This is a genomic window from Nocardioides sp. NPDC059952, assembly GCF_042730435.1.
Classification (GTDB): domain Bacteria; phylum Actinomycetota; class Actinomycetes; order Propionibacteriales; family Nocardioidaceae; genus Nocardioides.
The window spans coordinates 1-14483 of the sequence record NZ_JBHWLY010000109.1 but is presented as its reverse complement, the minus strand read 5'-3'; the positions used below and the strand labels follow the sequence as shown (position 1 = coordinate 14483).

Here is a 14483-nt window from a genome sequence, read left to right as displayed (position 1 = left end):
AGCGTCAGTTGTGTATAAGAGCCCGCGTTCTCACCTAAACCCCCGCCGAGGCGGCTCGTCATGACGAGCCGACTCGGCAGGGAATCGGGTCAGAACGAGCCGACTCGCGCGTTGTGGGGGTGGCTCATGTGACGCGTCGCACGGACTGGGTGACAGAATCTGTCACATGGCCGATCGCAGTTCACCCGACCAGCCCGCCAAGGGAAAGGTCCTCGTCGTCGATGATGATGCCTCGCTGAGCGAGATGCTTGCGATCGTGCTGAGACAAGAGGGGTTCGACTCACAGCTCGTCGCCCGTGGTGACCTGGCGCTGCCGGCGTTCCACGACTACAAGCCCGACGTGGTGCTGCTCGACCTGATGCTTCCCGGGATGGACGGCATCGAGGTGTGCAAGCAGATCCGCAAGGAGTCGGGTGTGCCGATCGTCATGCTGACCGCGAAGGGCGACACGGTGGACGTGGTGGTCGGGCTCGAGTCCGGCGCCGACGACTACGTGGTCAAGCCGTTCAAGCCCAAGGAGCTGATCGCGAGGATCCGGGCGCGGGTCCGCAGGCACGGCGACGCCGTGCCCGAGGTGCTGGAGATCGGCGACCTCACCATCGACGTGGCCGGCCACCAGGTCACCCGTGGCGATGAGCAGATCCAGCTCACACCGCTGGAGTTCGACCTGCTGGAGTGCCTGGCCCGCAAGCCCCACCAGGTCTTCTCGCGCGAGGTGCTGCTGGAGCAGGTGTGGGGCTACCGTCACGCCGCCGACACGCGCCTGGTCAACGTGCACGTCCAGCGCCTGCGTTCCAAGGTCGAGCACGACCCGGAGAACCCCGAGATCGTCGTCACCGTCCGTGGTGTCGGCTACAAGGCAGGGCCCGTGTGACACTCCAGCAGGTCGTCCGCACGACAGCCCGGACGCCCAAGAAGCTCCTGACCACCTGGCGCCGGTCGATCCAGACCCGCGTCGTGGTCTACACCGTGCTCCTCACCGCGGCCGCCGTCAGCCTGGTCGGGCTGATCCTGCTCGAGCAGATCGGCGACGAGCTGGTCCAGGACCGGGTCGCCGCGGCGAAGGCGGAGGCCTCCGAGGAGCTTTCCGCGGCCCGATCGAGCATCGCGGAGACCTCGGGTGCCAACGGCGGCACCCCGCTGCAGCGCAACGACCTGGGCGACCCGATCATCCAGCGCAGCGTCTCGCGCGGCTACGGCGTCGTCATGGCCGGCCCGGTGACCTCGACCTCCGGCCGGATCAGCGACGACGGTGTCGAGTGGACACCCGGTCTGGACGTACGCAGCGTCCCGCGCGCCGTCGAGGACCGCTTCCAGACGATCCGTGCCGAGCCGGCCTGGACCTACACCCGGATCTCCTACGACGACGAGCGCTCCTCGATCCCCGGCATCGTGATCGGGTCGCAGCTGGAGCTGCACGACGACACGTACAACGTCTACTTCCTCTTCCCGATGGACCAGGAGCAGGAGACGCTCGGCGTCATCACCCGCGGGCTGCTGGCCGCCGGTGCGATCCTGATCCTGCTGATCGGCGTCGGCAGCTGGATCGTGACCCGCCACGTCGTCACGCCCATCCGGATCGCCCGCAGGACCGCCGAGCGGCTCGCCGCCGGCCGCCTCGAGGAGCGGATGGTCGTCCACGGCGAGGACGACCTCACCGGCCTGGCGCTCTCGTTCAACCAGATGGCCAGCGGGCTGCAGAACCAGATCCGGCAGCTCGAGCACCTCTCCCGGGTCCAACGACGGTTCAGCTCCGACGTCTCCCACGAGCTGCGTACGCCGCTCACCACCGTCCGCATGGCCAGCGACGTCCTCTACGAGGCCAGGGACACCTTCGACGCCTCGACGGCTCGGGCGGCCGAGCTGCTGCAGACCGAGCTGGACCGGTTCGAGACGCTCCTGAGCGACCTGCTCGAGATCAGTCGCTTCGACGCCGGTGCGGCCGTGCTCGACCTCTACGACACCGACCTGACCGCGTTGGCTTACGCCGTCGTCGAGGCCTACACGCCGCTCGCCGACAAGCGCGACATCGAGCTGAAGGTCGTCGCTCCGAGCCATCCGTGCATTGCCCAGGTCGACCATCGCCGGGTCGAGCGGATCGTACGCAACCTGGTGGCCAACGCCACCGACCATGCTCTGGTGGGGCAGACCGTCACCATCCGGATCGACAGCGACGAGCACGCGGCCGCGCTGACCGTGCGCGACCACGGCGTCGGGCTGGCCCCGGGAGAGACGGCTCTGGTCTTCAACCGGTTCTGGCGCGCCGACCCCGCCCGGGACCGTTCCAGCGGCGGCACCGGCCTGGGCCTGTCGATCTCCCTCGAGGACGCTCATCTCCACGGAGGCTGGCTGCAGGCGTGGGGCCGCCCGGACCAGGGCGCGCAATTCCGGCTCACGCTTCCGCGCTATGCCGGTGCGGCGCTCAGGCACAGCCCGCTCCCACTTGTCCCGGCGGACGCGCGTGACACTCTGGAGGCATCGTGAGACCCGTCTTCGCCGTCTTCCTCGCCGCGTTCGCACTGCTCGTCGCGGCATGCTCGGGCGTGCCCGACTCCGGCCCGGTCCAGAGCGTCGACCTGGCCGCGCCGGACGCGCAGGAGGAGGTCATCCCCTACAACCCCGGCGCCCCGCGCGCGGGGGCGTCCCCGGGCGAGATCGTCGACGGTTTCCTCGACGCGATGAAGGCGACCCCGATGAGCACTGCCTACGCCCGTCGCTACCTCACCAAGGACGCGGCGATGAACTGGGCGCCGGCCGGCCGCACCTTGGTCTACGGCGAGCTCGGCAGCCACGTCAGCTCCTCACCGCGGGTGTCGGTGGAGCTCGAGGACGCCGGCTGGCTCGACGAGCGGGGCGTGTGGCGTGGCAAGCTGGCCGCCTCGCAGGCGATCCTCGACTTCGAGCTGACCCGCGCCGAGGGCGAGTGGCGGATCAGCTCGGCTCCCAACGCCCTGGTGGTGGAGGAGGCCTGGTTCCTGACCCACTTCGCGCGCAGCAACCTCTACTACGTGGAGCCGACCGGGCACACCCTGGTGCCGGAGCCGATCTTCGCCCCCAAGGGCACCTCCTACGCCACCACCCTCGTCTCCAGCCTGCTGAGCGGGCCGGGGGAGGAGGCGCAGGGCGTGGTCCGCAGCGCGCTCCCGCCCAAGGCGGACGAGCCCCGCTCGGTGGACGTACGCGACGGGGTGGCCGAGGTCGACCTCGCCGGTGACCTGGACGAGCACAGCTCCGAGGACCGACAGCTCATGGGGGCCCAGCTGGCCTGGACCCTGCGGCAGGACGCCAGCGTCGAACGCATCCGGCTCACGATCGACGGCGAGCCGGTGGTGCTGCCGGGCTACGGAGAGACGTTCAGCGTCGACAGTGGCGGCGGCTACGACCCCAACGGCACCTCCGCGCGGGTCGACCTCTACGCGTTGCGTGGCGGAGCGCTGGTGACCAGCACCGGCGAGAACGGCGACCCGTGGGTGCCGGTGCTCGGCGCCTGGGCAAAGTCGCACGGCGTCACCGACGTCGCGGTCGACGCCGACGGCTCGACCGCCGCCGCGATCACCGCCGACCGCACCGGCGTCGTCGTCGGTGAGCTGACCAGCGACGGCAAGCTCACCAAGGCACCGGTGAAGGGCACCCGCCTGCTGAGGCCCTCCTGGGACCTCGCCGGCCGGCTCTGGCTGGTCGACAAGGACTCGACCGGCGCCCGGGTCATGTACGTCGACGGCGACCGCCGCGTCCGTGTCGCCGTGCCCGGGGTGACGGGAGAGAACGTGACCCGGTTCCTGGTCTCCCGCGACGGCACCCGGTTCGTGGCGGTGATCGACGGCGAGTCCTCGGACCGGATCGTGGTCAGCCGCCTGCGGGCGAGCTCGAAGGGCGAGATCACGACCGCGACGTCGGCCGTCCTGCTGCCGCACCCGGACTCCGCGACGATGCGGGTCACCGACATCGCCTGGACCTCGCCGACCACCATCGTCGCGGTCCAGCAGATCAGCTCGACCGCGCTCTTCCAGTCGGTCTCGCTCGACGGTGCTCCCAGCGGCGAGCGCTACACCCTCAGCGACCGGGTCACCGGCGTGGTCGGCTCCCCGGTCGCCTCGGCCCGCCTCTATGCCGTCTCCAGCTGGACCCTCCTGGACCCCCTCGACAGGTTCGACCTGGAGCTGCCCTCCGACCTCGCCGACATCACCTACCAGGGCTGACTCTCCACACCTTTATCCACAGGTACGCAGCCCCTGGTTGCCCCGTCGCGGGCATCCTGGTCGACTCGGGTCCATGTCTCTCCGCATCGAGCTCGCCGACGCGTGGCACGACCTGGTCGTCGGCGGCCGTTGCGTCGGCTGCCGGCGGCCAGGCAGGCTGCTCTGCCACGACTGCCGCGCCGCCCTCCCCGACACGGCCCGGCCGAGCCCGCCGAGCCCGGCGCCACCAGGCATCGCTCCGGTCTTCGCGGCAGGGCCCTACGACGGCACCCTCAAGCAGCTCGTCATCGGTCTGAAGGAACACCAGCTCCTCGGCCTCCGCGGCCCTCTGGCCGGCCTGCTCGCACTCTCCGTCCTCGAGGCGATGGCGGCGACCGGCACCGGCCCGACGGTCCTCGTCCCGGTCCCGTCGCGCCCGGCCTCCGTGCGCGAGCGCGGCCTCGACAGCACCACGGCGATCACCCGCAGGGCAGCCGCGGTGCTGAGGCAGCACGGGCTCGACGTACGCCATCACCAGCTGCTCCGCACCAGACCGGGCGTCGCGGACCAGGCCGGGCTCGACTCCCGGCAGCGACAGGCCAACCTGGACGGTTCGATCACCTGTCCCGCGTCCGGCATCCGGACACTTGCCAGAAAGATCCCGCGGGCGACGCTCATCGTCTGCGACGACGTGATCACCACCGGCGCGACCGCCCGGGAGGCTCAACGAGCGCTGGAATCGGTCGGTCTCGGGGTGAGAGCGATCGCGACCGTAGCGGCCACCCAGCGTCGGTCTCGCGTTCAAATGTAGGAAACCGTCATGTAATTCTGTTGAAGGGCTTTCGTGGGGCAGATCGGCGAACTACCGTCACTACATGGAGTCCGCCTGGGTCCGTGGTTGCGTCGCAGAGAGGTCCGCGTTGCGGACATCCGAGCGGCAAGCCGATGCCAGTCGCAGGCGAAACGGTCCACGTAACCCTACGCACCCAGATTTTGGGGCAAGGGGATCACGGTGCGGCTTAGAGATAAGTCCTGCCCTTGCCCTCCCGTCAGATGCGGGAACCAGCAAGGAGAAGGTGGAGTGGCACCAAGCTGCTAAGCCTCAGCAGGCGATTGTGGGGTCGAAGACCAGGTCGGCCGGGCGGACTCCGTACCCCGGAGGTCACATGCGCTGACCGTCCGGGATCCCGCCAACCCCGAAACACCGGGAGGTACCGATGGAAGTTGTCGTCACGGCCCGCAACGCAGAGGTCTCAGACCGCTATCGCGCTCACGTAGCCGAGAAGCTCGCGAAGCTCGAGAAGCACGACCACCGCATCATCAGGATCAACGTGGAGGTCGACAACGAGCCCAACCCGCGTCAGCACAAGGGCGCCGTACACGTCGAGCTCACCGCATACTCGAAGGGTCCGGTCATCCGGGCCGAGGCGTGTGCCGAGGACAAGATGGGGGCGCTGGACCTGGCTGTCGACAAGATGGCTTCCCAGATGCGCCGCGCCGCCGACCGCCGCAGAGTCCACCGCGGCCGTCGTACGCCGGTATCTGTCGGGCAGGCACTGGCGGGCATCAAGCCCGACGGCCTGGGCTCGACGACCGAGTCCGAGCAGCTCGAGGACGAGACCGTGCGAGAGCACCAGGTCGGTCCGATCACGGTGACGGGGGAGGGGCCCTTGGTGGTCCGGGAGAAGACGCACACCGCGGATCCGATGACGCTCGACCAGGCCCTCTACGAGATGGAGCTGGTCGGACACGACTTCTACCTCTACATCGACAAGGACTCGATGAGGCCGGCGGTCGTCTACCGCCGGAGGGGATACGACTACGGCGTGATCGCGCTCAACCGAACCGACCTCGTCTGACCGCCGTGACGAGCAACCGCTCGTAAGCACGTCGGCCGGGACTTATCCATCCCTCAGATGGATGAGTCCCGGCCATTCTCTTTGTCATCATCAGTTACGTGCCATGATGCATTCGTGTCATCTACATCTGGTGCCGATCGTGAGCCGGTCCGCGTCCTGGTTGTCGACGACCAGGAGCTCTTCCGAAGGGGCCTGGTCGCGCTGCTGGCGAGCGAGCCCGGCATCGAGGTCATCGGCGAGGCGACCAACGGCATCGAGGGCACCGAGCGCGCCGCGGCTTCCGCCCCGGACGTCGTGCTGCTCGACGTACGCATGCCCAAGCAGACCGGCCTGGAGGCCTGCGTCGCCATCAAGGAGGCCGTCCCCTCGGCCAACATCATCATGCTGACCGTCTCCGACGAGGAGGCCGACCTCTACGACGCGGTCAAGGCCGGCGCGATGGGCTACCTCCTCAAGGACTCCTCGATCGACCAGGTCGCCCAGGCGATCCGGGTGGTCGCCGACGGCCAGTCCTTGATCAGCCCCTCCATGGCGGTCAAGCTGATGGAGGAGTTCAAGCAGATGTCCCGGCCGGACCGCTCCTCGGTCCCCGGCCCCAAGCTCACCGACCGCGAGCTCGAGGTCCTCGGCCTGGTCGCCAAGGGCCTCAACAACCGCGAGATCGCCAAACGGCTGTTCATCTCGGAGAACACCGTCAAGAACCACGTACGCAACATCCTGGAGAAGCTCCAGGCCCACTCGCGCATGGAGGCGGTCATGTACGCCGTGCGCCAGAAGCTCCTCAACGTCGACTGAGCCCCGGCGCGCTCACGAGGCCGCCTCGCGCAACTGCGGCAGGGCAGCGGTGATCGTGTCGAGCGCGGACAGGTGGTCGCGACTGCGGGGGAGCACGAGGACGAACTCGGAGGCTCCGGCGGCGCGGTAGGCGGGGACCCGGGCCAGGAGCTCGTCGACCGGGCCACCGGCGGGCAGCTGCACCGTGCGCCGGATCTCGCTGGGGTCGCGGCCGACGTCGGCGCAGTGGGCGTCGAGGATCGTGCCGAGGCGGGCGTACTCCTCCGGGGTCTCGCCGGTGGCGTTCCAGGCATCCGCGTACTGCGCGACCATCCTCAACGTACGCCGCGGGCCGCTGCCGCCGATCCAGATCGGCGGATACGGCCGCTGGACGGGCTTGGGCTCGGCGACCGCGTCGGCCAGCGAGTAGTGAGCGCCGGAGAATGTCGTGGTGGGCGAGGTCCACAGCGAGCGGATGATCTGGAGCGCCTCTTCCAGCCGGTCGAAGCGGTCGCGAAAGGTGCCGAACTCCAAGCCGTACATGGTGTGCTCACGCTCGGCCCATCCCGCGCCGATCCCGAACTCCAGGCGCCCGCCGGAGAGGTGGTCGACCGTGGCGGCGAGCTTCGCGAGCATCCCGGGGTGGCGGTAGGTGTTGCCGGTGACCATGCAGCCGATGCGTACGTTCTCGGTGGCGACCGCCATCGCGGCCTGCATCGCCCACCCGTCGAAGATCGGCTGGGTCGGGTCGTCGCCGAGGCTCGCGATGTGGTCCATGACCCAGACGTGGTCGAAGCCGGCCTCGTCGGCGGTGCGCCACACCTGCAGGTAGTCCTCTATCGGTGCTGCCTGGCTGAGCTTGATCCCGAACCGTGTCGTCATGAGCAGCGACGCTATGCCGGAAGTGCGCGTCCCGGAAGTGGATTCGGTAGGGTCGGGGCAGCGTCGCGTGCCGGTGACAGACCGTGTCAGGCATGGAGGCGCCGGACACGAAGGAGCTCGACATGATGTTGTCGTCCCCTTCGCCCTCACGTGACTGAGGGCGAGAAGACCAGGCTGATCGCCTGGGCAGATGAGATGCGGCGGGTCCACGACCGGCTGCGCACGGCACTGCGAGTGACGCAGGAGGCCATCGCCGCGGGAGATCCCGCCGAGCCGGCGGCTCGTGACCTGCTGCTGTTCTGTCATGGGTTCTGTGCGGCCCTGACGGGTCACCACGAAGGCGAGGACCGCTCGCTGTTCCCGGCGATCGGTGCAGCTCACCCCGAGCTGCGTGACACGATCCGCTATCTCGAGCAGGACCACTCCATGATCGGCCATCTCCTCGGTGGCCTCCAGGCCGCTATCGACCAGGCCGCCACCCCCGAGGATCTCGGGAAGCACCTCGAAGGCATCGCCGCGATCATGGAGTCCCACTTCCGCTACGAGGAGCGCAAGCTGCTCGGCGTGCTCGAGTCGCTCGCGCTGGATGCCGATGTCGGTGAGGTCTTCGGTCCGCTGTGAAAGAAATGTTTCTTTCACGGGCGGAGCGACGCGACCGTTCGGCGGGCATCGTTCCACGCGATCCACGCCGTACGCAGCCGAGGGAGCGGCGCCGGGTCACCTCGGCGTCGCTCGCGGAGCCGGGCCCGTAGCCAGGCCGGCGCATCGGCATGCGCGATCGCCGCCGTCTTGGTGAGCAGCCTGCCGTGCTCGACCGCGTGCCGCCCACGGGCCATCGCGCTCAGGCCCAGCTCGGCGATCTCGGGCTCGAGGATCCACCAGGCCGGGTGCCTGACCGCCTTGGCCCAGTAGCCGCAGACCTCCTCACGTGAGGCTCTCCGGATGTCGTCCTCGGTGACCGGCGGGAACGCCGTCCGCACGTCCTCGCCGAACACCGTCAGGCCGTGGACGGCCAGCTCCGCGCGGGGGATCGTGGTCAGCGGTCGGTGCACCAGCCGTCCGTGCGTCCAGGTGGGGTGGGGTGCCTCGGGATCGTCTCGTCGAGCGACGTCGACATAGGCACAGCCGAGGTCGTCGCCCGCAGCGACGCCGGCATCGAGCTCGCCGTGGATGGACGAGAGCGGCTGCGTGTCGGGCGGGCGGTCGGTGAGCGCGACCAGGTCCAGGTCGCTCACGCCCGGAACATGGTCGTTGGAGGCGAGCGATCCGGCGACGTACAGACCGGTCACCCACGGAAGACTCGCGAGGCGGTCGGCCAGCGCATCGACGGCCGGGTGGCCGGCCGGTCCCGAGCTCTCCGTGGAAGGTGCCATGGACTCAGGGTCTCGCACCGGGCACGGGTCGGAGCCGGTTCCGGACGATGCTTGTCCGGAACCGGCTCTAGAGTCGGACTCGTGCTCAGTTCTCAGACACTCAGCCGCTCCCAGGCCCGCCGGATCGCGCTGGCGGCGCAGGGGTTCGCGGACAAGCCCCACAGCACGCCCACGATGCGTACGTTCCAGCGCACCCTGGAGCGCACCGGAGTCCTCCAGGTCGACAGCGTCAACGTGCTGCAGCGCGCGCACTACATGCCGCTCTACAGCCGGATGGGGGCGTACGACACCGGGCTCCTGCATCGCGCAAGCAAGGGCCACCGGGACCGCAGGATGGTCGAGTACTGGGCCCACGTGCAGGCGTTCATGCCGGTCGAGCTGTGGCCGCACATGCAGTGGCGGATGGACGACTACCGCGCCACCAAGGGGTCGAAGTGGTGGGGAAGCGTGCCGGACGGGATGAAGGAGAAGGTGCTGGCGCTGGTGGCCGAGCAGGGTGCGCTCACCGCGCGCGAGGCGGCCAAGGCGCTCGACGACGCCGGCCCGCAGACCAAGGATCACTGGGGCTGGAACTGGTCCGACTCGCGCAAGACCCTCGACATCCTCTACATGTTCGGCGAGCTGGCCATCTCGCACCGCAACGACCAGTTCGAGGTCGCCTACGACCTGCCCGAGCGTGTCATCCCGACGGTCCACCTCGACGCGCCGACGCCGTCGAGGGACGAGGCCCACCTCGAGCTCGTACGCCGCGCGGCCCGGTCCCACGGGGTCGGCACTGCCAAGGACATCGCCGACTACTTCCGGATGCGTGTGGACGACACGACCCGCGCGCTGGGCCGGCTCATCGACGCCGGGGAGGTGGAGCCGGTCGCGGTCGAGGGCATCCGCAAGCAGGCGTACCTCTTCTCCGGGGCCCGCCTACCGAGGCGCATCGCGGCCCGCGCGCTGCTCAGCCCGTTCGACCCGCTGGTGTGGGAGCGGGAGCGCACCGAGGCGCTCTTCGACTTCTTCTACCGGATCGAGATCTACACGCCGGCGCCCAAGCGGATCCACGGCTACTACGTGCTGCCGTTCCTCCTCGGCGAGCACATCGTCGGCAGGGTCGACCTGAAGGCCGACCGGAAGAGCGGAACCCTGCAGGTCAAGGGTGCCTTTGCCGAACCAGGCGCGCCCGTGGAGACGGCCATCGAGCTGGCCGCAGAGCTCGAGCGGCTCGCCGGCTGGCTCGGTCTGAGCGCCGTCGAGGTCGATCCCAAGGGCGACCTGGCACCCCTGCTGGCGCCGTTGGTGTGAGTGGGTGACCGGGAGGTGGGTAGAGTGAGCGTGCTATCTGTCTGCCGCTAGTAGGAGCCCGCCACCGTGGCAATTCTCGACAAGATCCTTCGCCTCGGCGAAGGCAAGATCCTTCGCGAGCTCGAGGCCATCTCGAAGGCCGTCAACGCGATCGAGGACGAGTTCGTCGCGATGAGCGATGACGAGCTGCGGGGGATGACCGACGAGTTCAAGCAACGCCTGGAGAACGGCGAGGACCTCGACGACATCATGGCCGAGGCGTTCGCCACGGTCCGCGAGGTCACCAAGCGCGTCCTGGGCCAGCGTCACTACGACGTCCAGATCCAGGGCGGTGCCGCGCTCCACCTCGGCAACATCGCCGAGATGAAGACCGGTGAGGGCAAGACCCAGACCGCGGTGCTCCCGGCCTACCTCAACGCCCTGGCCGGCAAGGGCGTCCACGTCGTCACGGTCAACGACTACCTGGCCAAGTTCCAGGCCGAGATGATGGGCCGCATCTTCGGCTTCCTCGGCCTCACCGTCGGCGTGATCCTGCCGCAGATGACCCCGGCGCAGCGCCGCGAGGCCTATAACTGCGACATCACCTACGGCACCAACAACGAGCTCGGCTTCGACTACCTGCGCGACAACATGGCCTCCTCCATGGCCGACCTGGTCCAGCGCAGCCACTTCTTCGCGATCGTCGACGAGGTCGACTCGATCCTCATCGACGAGGCCCGCACCCCGCTGATCATCTCGGGTCCGACCGAGGACGACGTGAAGTGGTACGACGAGTTCGCCACGATCGCCAAGACGCTGACCAAGGACGTCGACTACGAGGTCGACGAGAAGAAGCGCACCATCGCGGTGCTCGAGCGGGGCATCACCGTCGTCGAGGACCACCTCGGCATCGAGAACCTCTACGAGGCGGTCAACACCCCGCTGATCTCGTTCATGAACAACTCGATCAAGGCCAAGGAGCTCTTCCGCCGCGACAAGGAGTACGTCGTCGCCAACGACGAGGTCCTGATCGTCGACGAGCACACCGGCCGCATGCTCGCCGGTCGCCGCTACAACGACGGTCTGCACCAGGCGATCGAGGCCAAGGAGGGTGTGAAGGTCCGCGAGGAGTATCAGACCCTGGCGAGCATCACCCTGCAGAACTACTTCCGCCTCTACGAGAAGCTCTCCGGCATGACCGGTACGGCGATGACCGAGGAGTCGGAGTTCGACAAGATCTACAAGCTCGGCGTGGTCCCGATCCCGACCAACAAGCCGATGATCCGCAAGGACCAGCCCGACCTCGTCTACCGCACCGAGGAGGCGAAGTACGAGGCCGTCGCCGACGACCTGGTCGAGCGCCACAAGAAGGGCCAGCCGGTGCTGGTCGGCACCGTCTCGGTCGAGAAGTCCGAATACCTCGGCAACATCCTCAAGAAGCGCGGCGTCCCGCACACCGTCCTCAACGCGAAGTACCACGCCGACGAGGCCAAGATCGTCGCGCTGGCCGGTCACAGGGGTGCCGTCACGGTCGCCACCAACATGGCTGGCCGAGGCACCGACATCATGCTCGGTGGCTCCGTCGACTTCCTCGCCGACCAGGAGCTGCGCAAGCAGGGCCTGGAGCCCGCGGGCGAGACCGCGGAGGCGTACGAGCAGGCCTGGGCGCCGACCGTCGAGCGGATCAAGGCGCAGGTCGCCGCCGAGCACGAGGAGGTCACCGAGCTGGGTGGTCTCTACGTCCTCGGCACCGAGCGCCACGAGTCCCGCCGCATCGACAACCAGCTGCGTGGTCGTTCCGGCCGTCAGGGTGACCCGGGCGAGTCCCGCTTCTACCTGTCGCTGGAGGACGACCTGATGCGCCTGTTCAAGGGCGAGTGGGTCGACCGCATCCTGACCACCCTGAAGATCCCCGACGACGTGCCGATCGAGGCCAAGTCGGTGACCAAGTCGATCGCCAACGCGCAGACCCAGGTCGAGGGCCAGAACTTCGAGTCCCGCAAGAACGTCCTCAAGTACGACGACGTCATGGACCGTCAGCGCAAGGTGATCTACGCCGAGCGCCGCGAGGTGCTCGAGGGCGCCGACCTCGAGGAGCAGATCCGCACCTTCATCGACGACGTCGTCACCGGCGTCGTCACCGGCGCGACCCAGGAGTACGCCGAGGAGTGGGACCTCGACCAGCTGTGGACCGACCTCAAGCAGATGTGGCCGGTCTCGGTCGAGCCCGAGAAGCTGATCGCGGAGGCCGGTGGCAGCAAGGACGACCTCGACCGCAACGAGCTGATCGAGATCCTCAAGAAGGACGCCCAGGAGGCGTACGACAACCGTGAGGAGGAGATCGGCGAGGAGGGCATGCGCGAGGTCGAGCGCCAGGTCGTCCTCTCCGTGCTGGACCGCAAGTGGCGCGAGCACCTCTACGAGATGGACTACCTGCGCGAGGGCATCGGGCTGCGGGCGTACTCGCAGCGTGACCCGCTGGTGGAATACCAGCGCGAGGGCTACGACATGTTCACCGCGATGATGGACGGCATCAAGGAGGCCGCGGTCGGCTACCTGTTCAACCTGGAGGTCCAGGTCGAGCAGGCAGAACCGGAGGTCCACTACCACCCCGACGGCACCCGCCACGCCGGTCCGATGCACGAGGGTGCGCTCGCCGAGCCGCCGGTCGGCGTCGGTCAGGCCGGTGGGCTCCAGGACATCTCCGCCGCGCTGAAGGCCGAGGCGGCCAAGGCGTCGGCCAGTGCTCCGCAGATCACCGCGAAGGGCCTGCAGAAGCCTGCCGCCCCCAAGCACCTGGCCTTCTCCGGCCCGGACGAGCAGGGTCAGGCCGAGGCGCAGGGCAACACCGTCAGCAACGCCGACGACCCCTACGCCAAGGTCGGCCGCAACGAGCTGTGCCCCTGCGGCTCGGGCAAGAAGTTCAAGCAGTGCCACGGCCGCCCCGGCGGCCCGACCGGCCTCACCACCCGCGTCAACGGCTGAGGCCCCTCAGCACAGAACCCGTGGAGCGATATACGTACCCGGTACGTACAGCGCTCCACGGGTTCATTTCCTTGTCGCCATGCACCCATCCCCGCAGGGTGACACCGCACCTGTCCAACCGTTGCGGGTCAGGATCCTGCCGATCCGAGCGGCCGTACGACACGGGGTGTCGAACACCTGGTGCCACCGCAACCGTGCGGTGACCGATCCGAGCCTGGCCAGGTCGTCCAGGTCCCGGTCTGCGTCACGGGCCTGGTCGTGCCACGACTCGTGACCCAGCGCACCGTCGAGCTCGACCACCAGTCGGTGGTCCGGATATTCGACGTCGCGGAACTGGTTGCCGCTCGGACCGGTCCGTGGAGCCTGCCGACGCCCGGCGGGCAGCCCGTGCGGCCTCTCGACCCTGGTGAGGTAGCCGTGCTCGAGGACCGAATGAGTGCCGGCTTCGAGATCGTCGATCATGGCGGCGACGAGGGATCTGCGACGCAGGGATGGGTAGCGGCCCAGTGCGGCGCGGAGCGAGTCCGCGGTGACGTACCTCCTGCTCGCGACCTTCGCCAAGGCTGCGATCGCGTCGATCTCGCTGCGTGCCCGGTCGGCGAGCATCAGCGCGTTGTCCTCGACCGTGAGCCTCGGTGGGGTGCCGCCGTAGGTGCGCGGCGCCAGCGCGGCCAGGCGGTGTATCACCAGTCCTTCCTGCGATCTGACCCGGCGCGACTCGTCGATGGCAACATGGATCGGGGCGCCGAGGTCCTGACCCTTCGGCTGCTCGAGGCTGGTCCAGCACAGGAATGCGGGTTCGGCGTAGAGCACGGCTGCCCACGCTCGTTGTGTCCAGGTGAGCGGTCCGGTGTGGTCGGCGTAGACCCGTGGATACACCCGCCGCAGCTCGTTGCGCCGCACCCGGCGCTCGATGTCGATACGGGTGACCCCACCCGCCACGAGCTGGGCGTACGTCGCGATCCCATCCTGCATCCGTAGCCGGGAGGCGAGCAGCCCGGCGGCGTGAACGCGCGCCCGCTCTGCGTCAGCGTTCACGAGGTGCCCGCGACCTGTGGTGGGGGGGGCGGCCCGCGCCCCGCGTGGGCGCCCCACCCCCGAGCCGACAGCGCGCAACCGGGGCGGGGGAGGGTTGGGTCGGGGGGGAAGGAGGGGAACCC

12 protein-coding genes are annotated in these 14483 nt (G+C 68.9%); 9 read left to right on the top strand and 3 right to left on the bottom strand.

The window, feature by feature from the left end; genetic code table 11:
• Nucleotides 1-166: 166 nt before the first annotated feature.
• The 6 genes from mtrA to ACFV9G_RS28425 all read left to right on the top strand — a co-directional run bounded on the left by mtrA (nt 167) and on the right by ACFV9G_RS28425 (nt 6832).
• Nucleotides 167-874 (top strand): MtrAB system response regulator MtrA, encoded by a 708-nt coding sequence (gene mtrA, locus ACFV9G_RS28450; RefSeq protein ID WP_378732573.1) that lies wholly within the window; start codon nt 167-169, stop codon nt 872-874.
• A complete protein-coding gene (mtrB, locus tag ACFV9G_RS28445; RefSeq protein WP_378732571.1) occupies nt 871-2484 on the top strand; it encodes an MtrAB system histidine kinase MtrB in 1614 nt (537 codons plus the stop codon). Before mtrA ends, mtrB begins: the two co-directional genes overlap by 4 nt.
• Nucleotides 2481-4199, top strand: coding sequence for an LpqB family beta-propeller domain-containing protein (locus ACFV9G_RS28440; protein WP_378732569.1), 1719 nt, complete (start codon nt 2481-2483; stop codon nt 4197-4199). The genes mtrB and ACFV9G_RS28440 overlap by 4 nt, the downstream gene beginning before the upstream one ends.
• Before the next feature lie 73 nt (nt 4200-4272).
• Nucleotides 4273-4989 carry a ComF family protein gene (locus tag ACFV9G_RS28435; RefSeq protein ID WP_378732567.1) on the top strand — a complete coding sequence of 239 codons (717 nt, stop codon included), beginning with the start codon at nt 4273-4275 and terminating at the stop codon, nt 4987-4989.
• Nucleotides 4990-5395: 406 nt separating this feature from the next.
• The gene (hpf, locus tag ACFV9G_RS28430; protein WP_378732565.1) at nt 5396-6037 is read left to right on the top strand and encodes a ribosome hibernation-promoting factor, HPF/YfiA family; all 642 of its coding nucleotides are present in this window, start codon (nt 5396-5398) and stop codon (nt 6035-6037) included.
• Between the two features lie 114 nt (nt 6038-6151).
• Nucleotides 6152-6832, top strand: coding sequence for a response regulator transcription factor (locus ACFV9G_RS28425; RefSeq protein ID WP_176884338.1), 681 nt, complete (start codon nt 6152-6154; stop codon nt 6830-6832).
• 12 nt (nt 6833-6844) lie between these two features.
• Here ACFV9G_RS28425 and ACFV9G_RS28420 read toward each other — a convergent pair whose 3' ends face one another.
• Entirely contained in the window at nt 6845-7693 is an 849-nt protein-coding gene (locus ACFV9G_RS28420) for an LLM class F420-dependent oxidoreductase (RefSeq protein WP_378732562.1), read from the bottom strand.
• A 150-nt stretch (nt 7694-7843) separates the two neighbouring features.
• On the opposite strand from ACFV9G_RS28420, the gene ACFV9G_RS28415 reads away from it, so the two are divergent.
• On the top strand, nt 7844-8314 hold the full coding sequence (locus tag ACFV9G_RS28415; RefSeq protein ID WP_378732560.1) for a hemerythrin domain-containing protein: 471 nt from the start codon (nt 7844-7846) through the stop codon (nt 8312-8314).
• Nucleotides 8315-8328: 14 nt separating this feature from the next.
• On the opposite strand, the gene ACFV9G_RS28410 is transcribed toward ACFV9G_RS28415, so the two are convergent.
• Complete coding sequence (locus ACFV9G_RS28410) at nt 8329-9066, bottom strand: nucleotidyltransferase domain-containing protein (RefSeq protein WP_378732558.1); 738 nt, start codon at nt 9064-9066, stop codon at nt 8329-8331.
• An 81-nt stretch (nt 9067-9147) separates the two neighbouring features.
• Here ACFV9G_RS28410 and ACFV9G_RS28405 point away from each other — a divergent pair, with 81 nt between their 5' ends.
• Nucleotides 9148-10359: a winged helix-turn-helix domain-containing protein gene (locus ACFV9G_RS28405; RefSeq protein WP_378732556.1), complete on the top strand. Its 1212-nt coding sequence runs from the start codon at nt 9148-9150 to the stop codon at nt 10357-10359.
• A 66-nt stretch (nt 10360-10425) separates the two neighbouring features.
• Nucleotides 10426-13323 carry a preprotein translocase subunit SecA gene (secA, locus tag ACFV9G_RS28400; RefSeq protein WP_378732554.1) on the top strand — a complete coding sequence of 966 codons (2898 nt, stop codon included), beginning with the start codon at nt 10426-10428 and terminating at the stop codon, nt 13321-13323.
• A gap of 63 nt (nt 13324-13386) precedes the next feature.
• Here secA and ACFV9G_RS28395 read toward each other — a convergent pair whose 3' ends face one another.
• Entirely contained in the window at nt 13387-14361 is a 975-nt protein-coding gene (locus tag ACFV9G_RS28395; protein WP_378732552.1) for a hypothetical protein, read from the bottom strand.
• Nucleotides 14362-14483 lie beyond the last annotated feature (122 nt).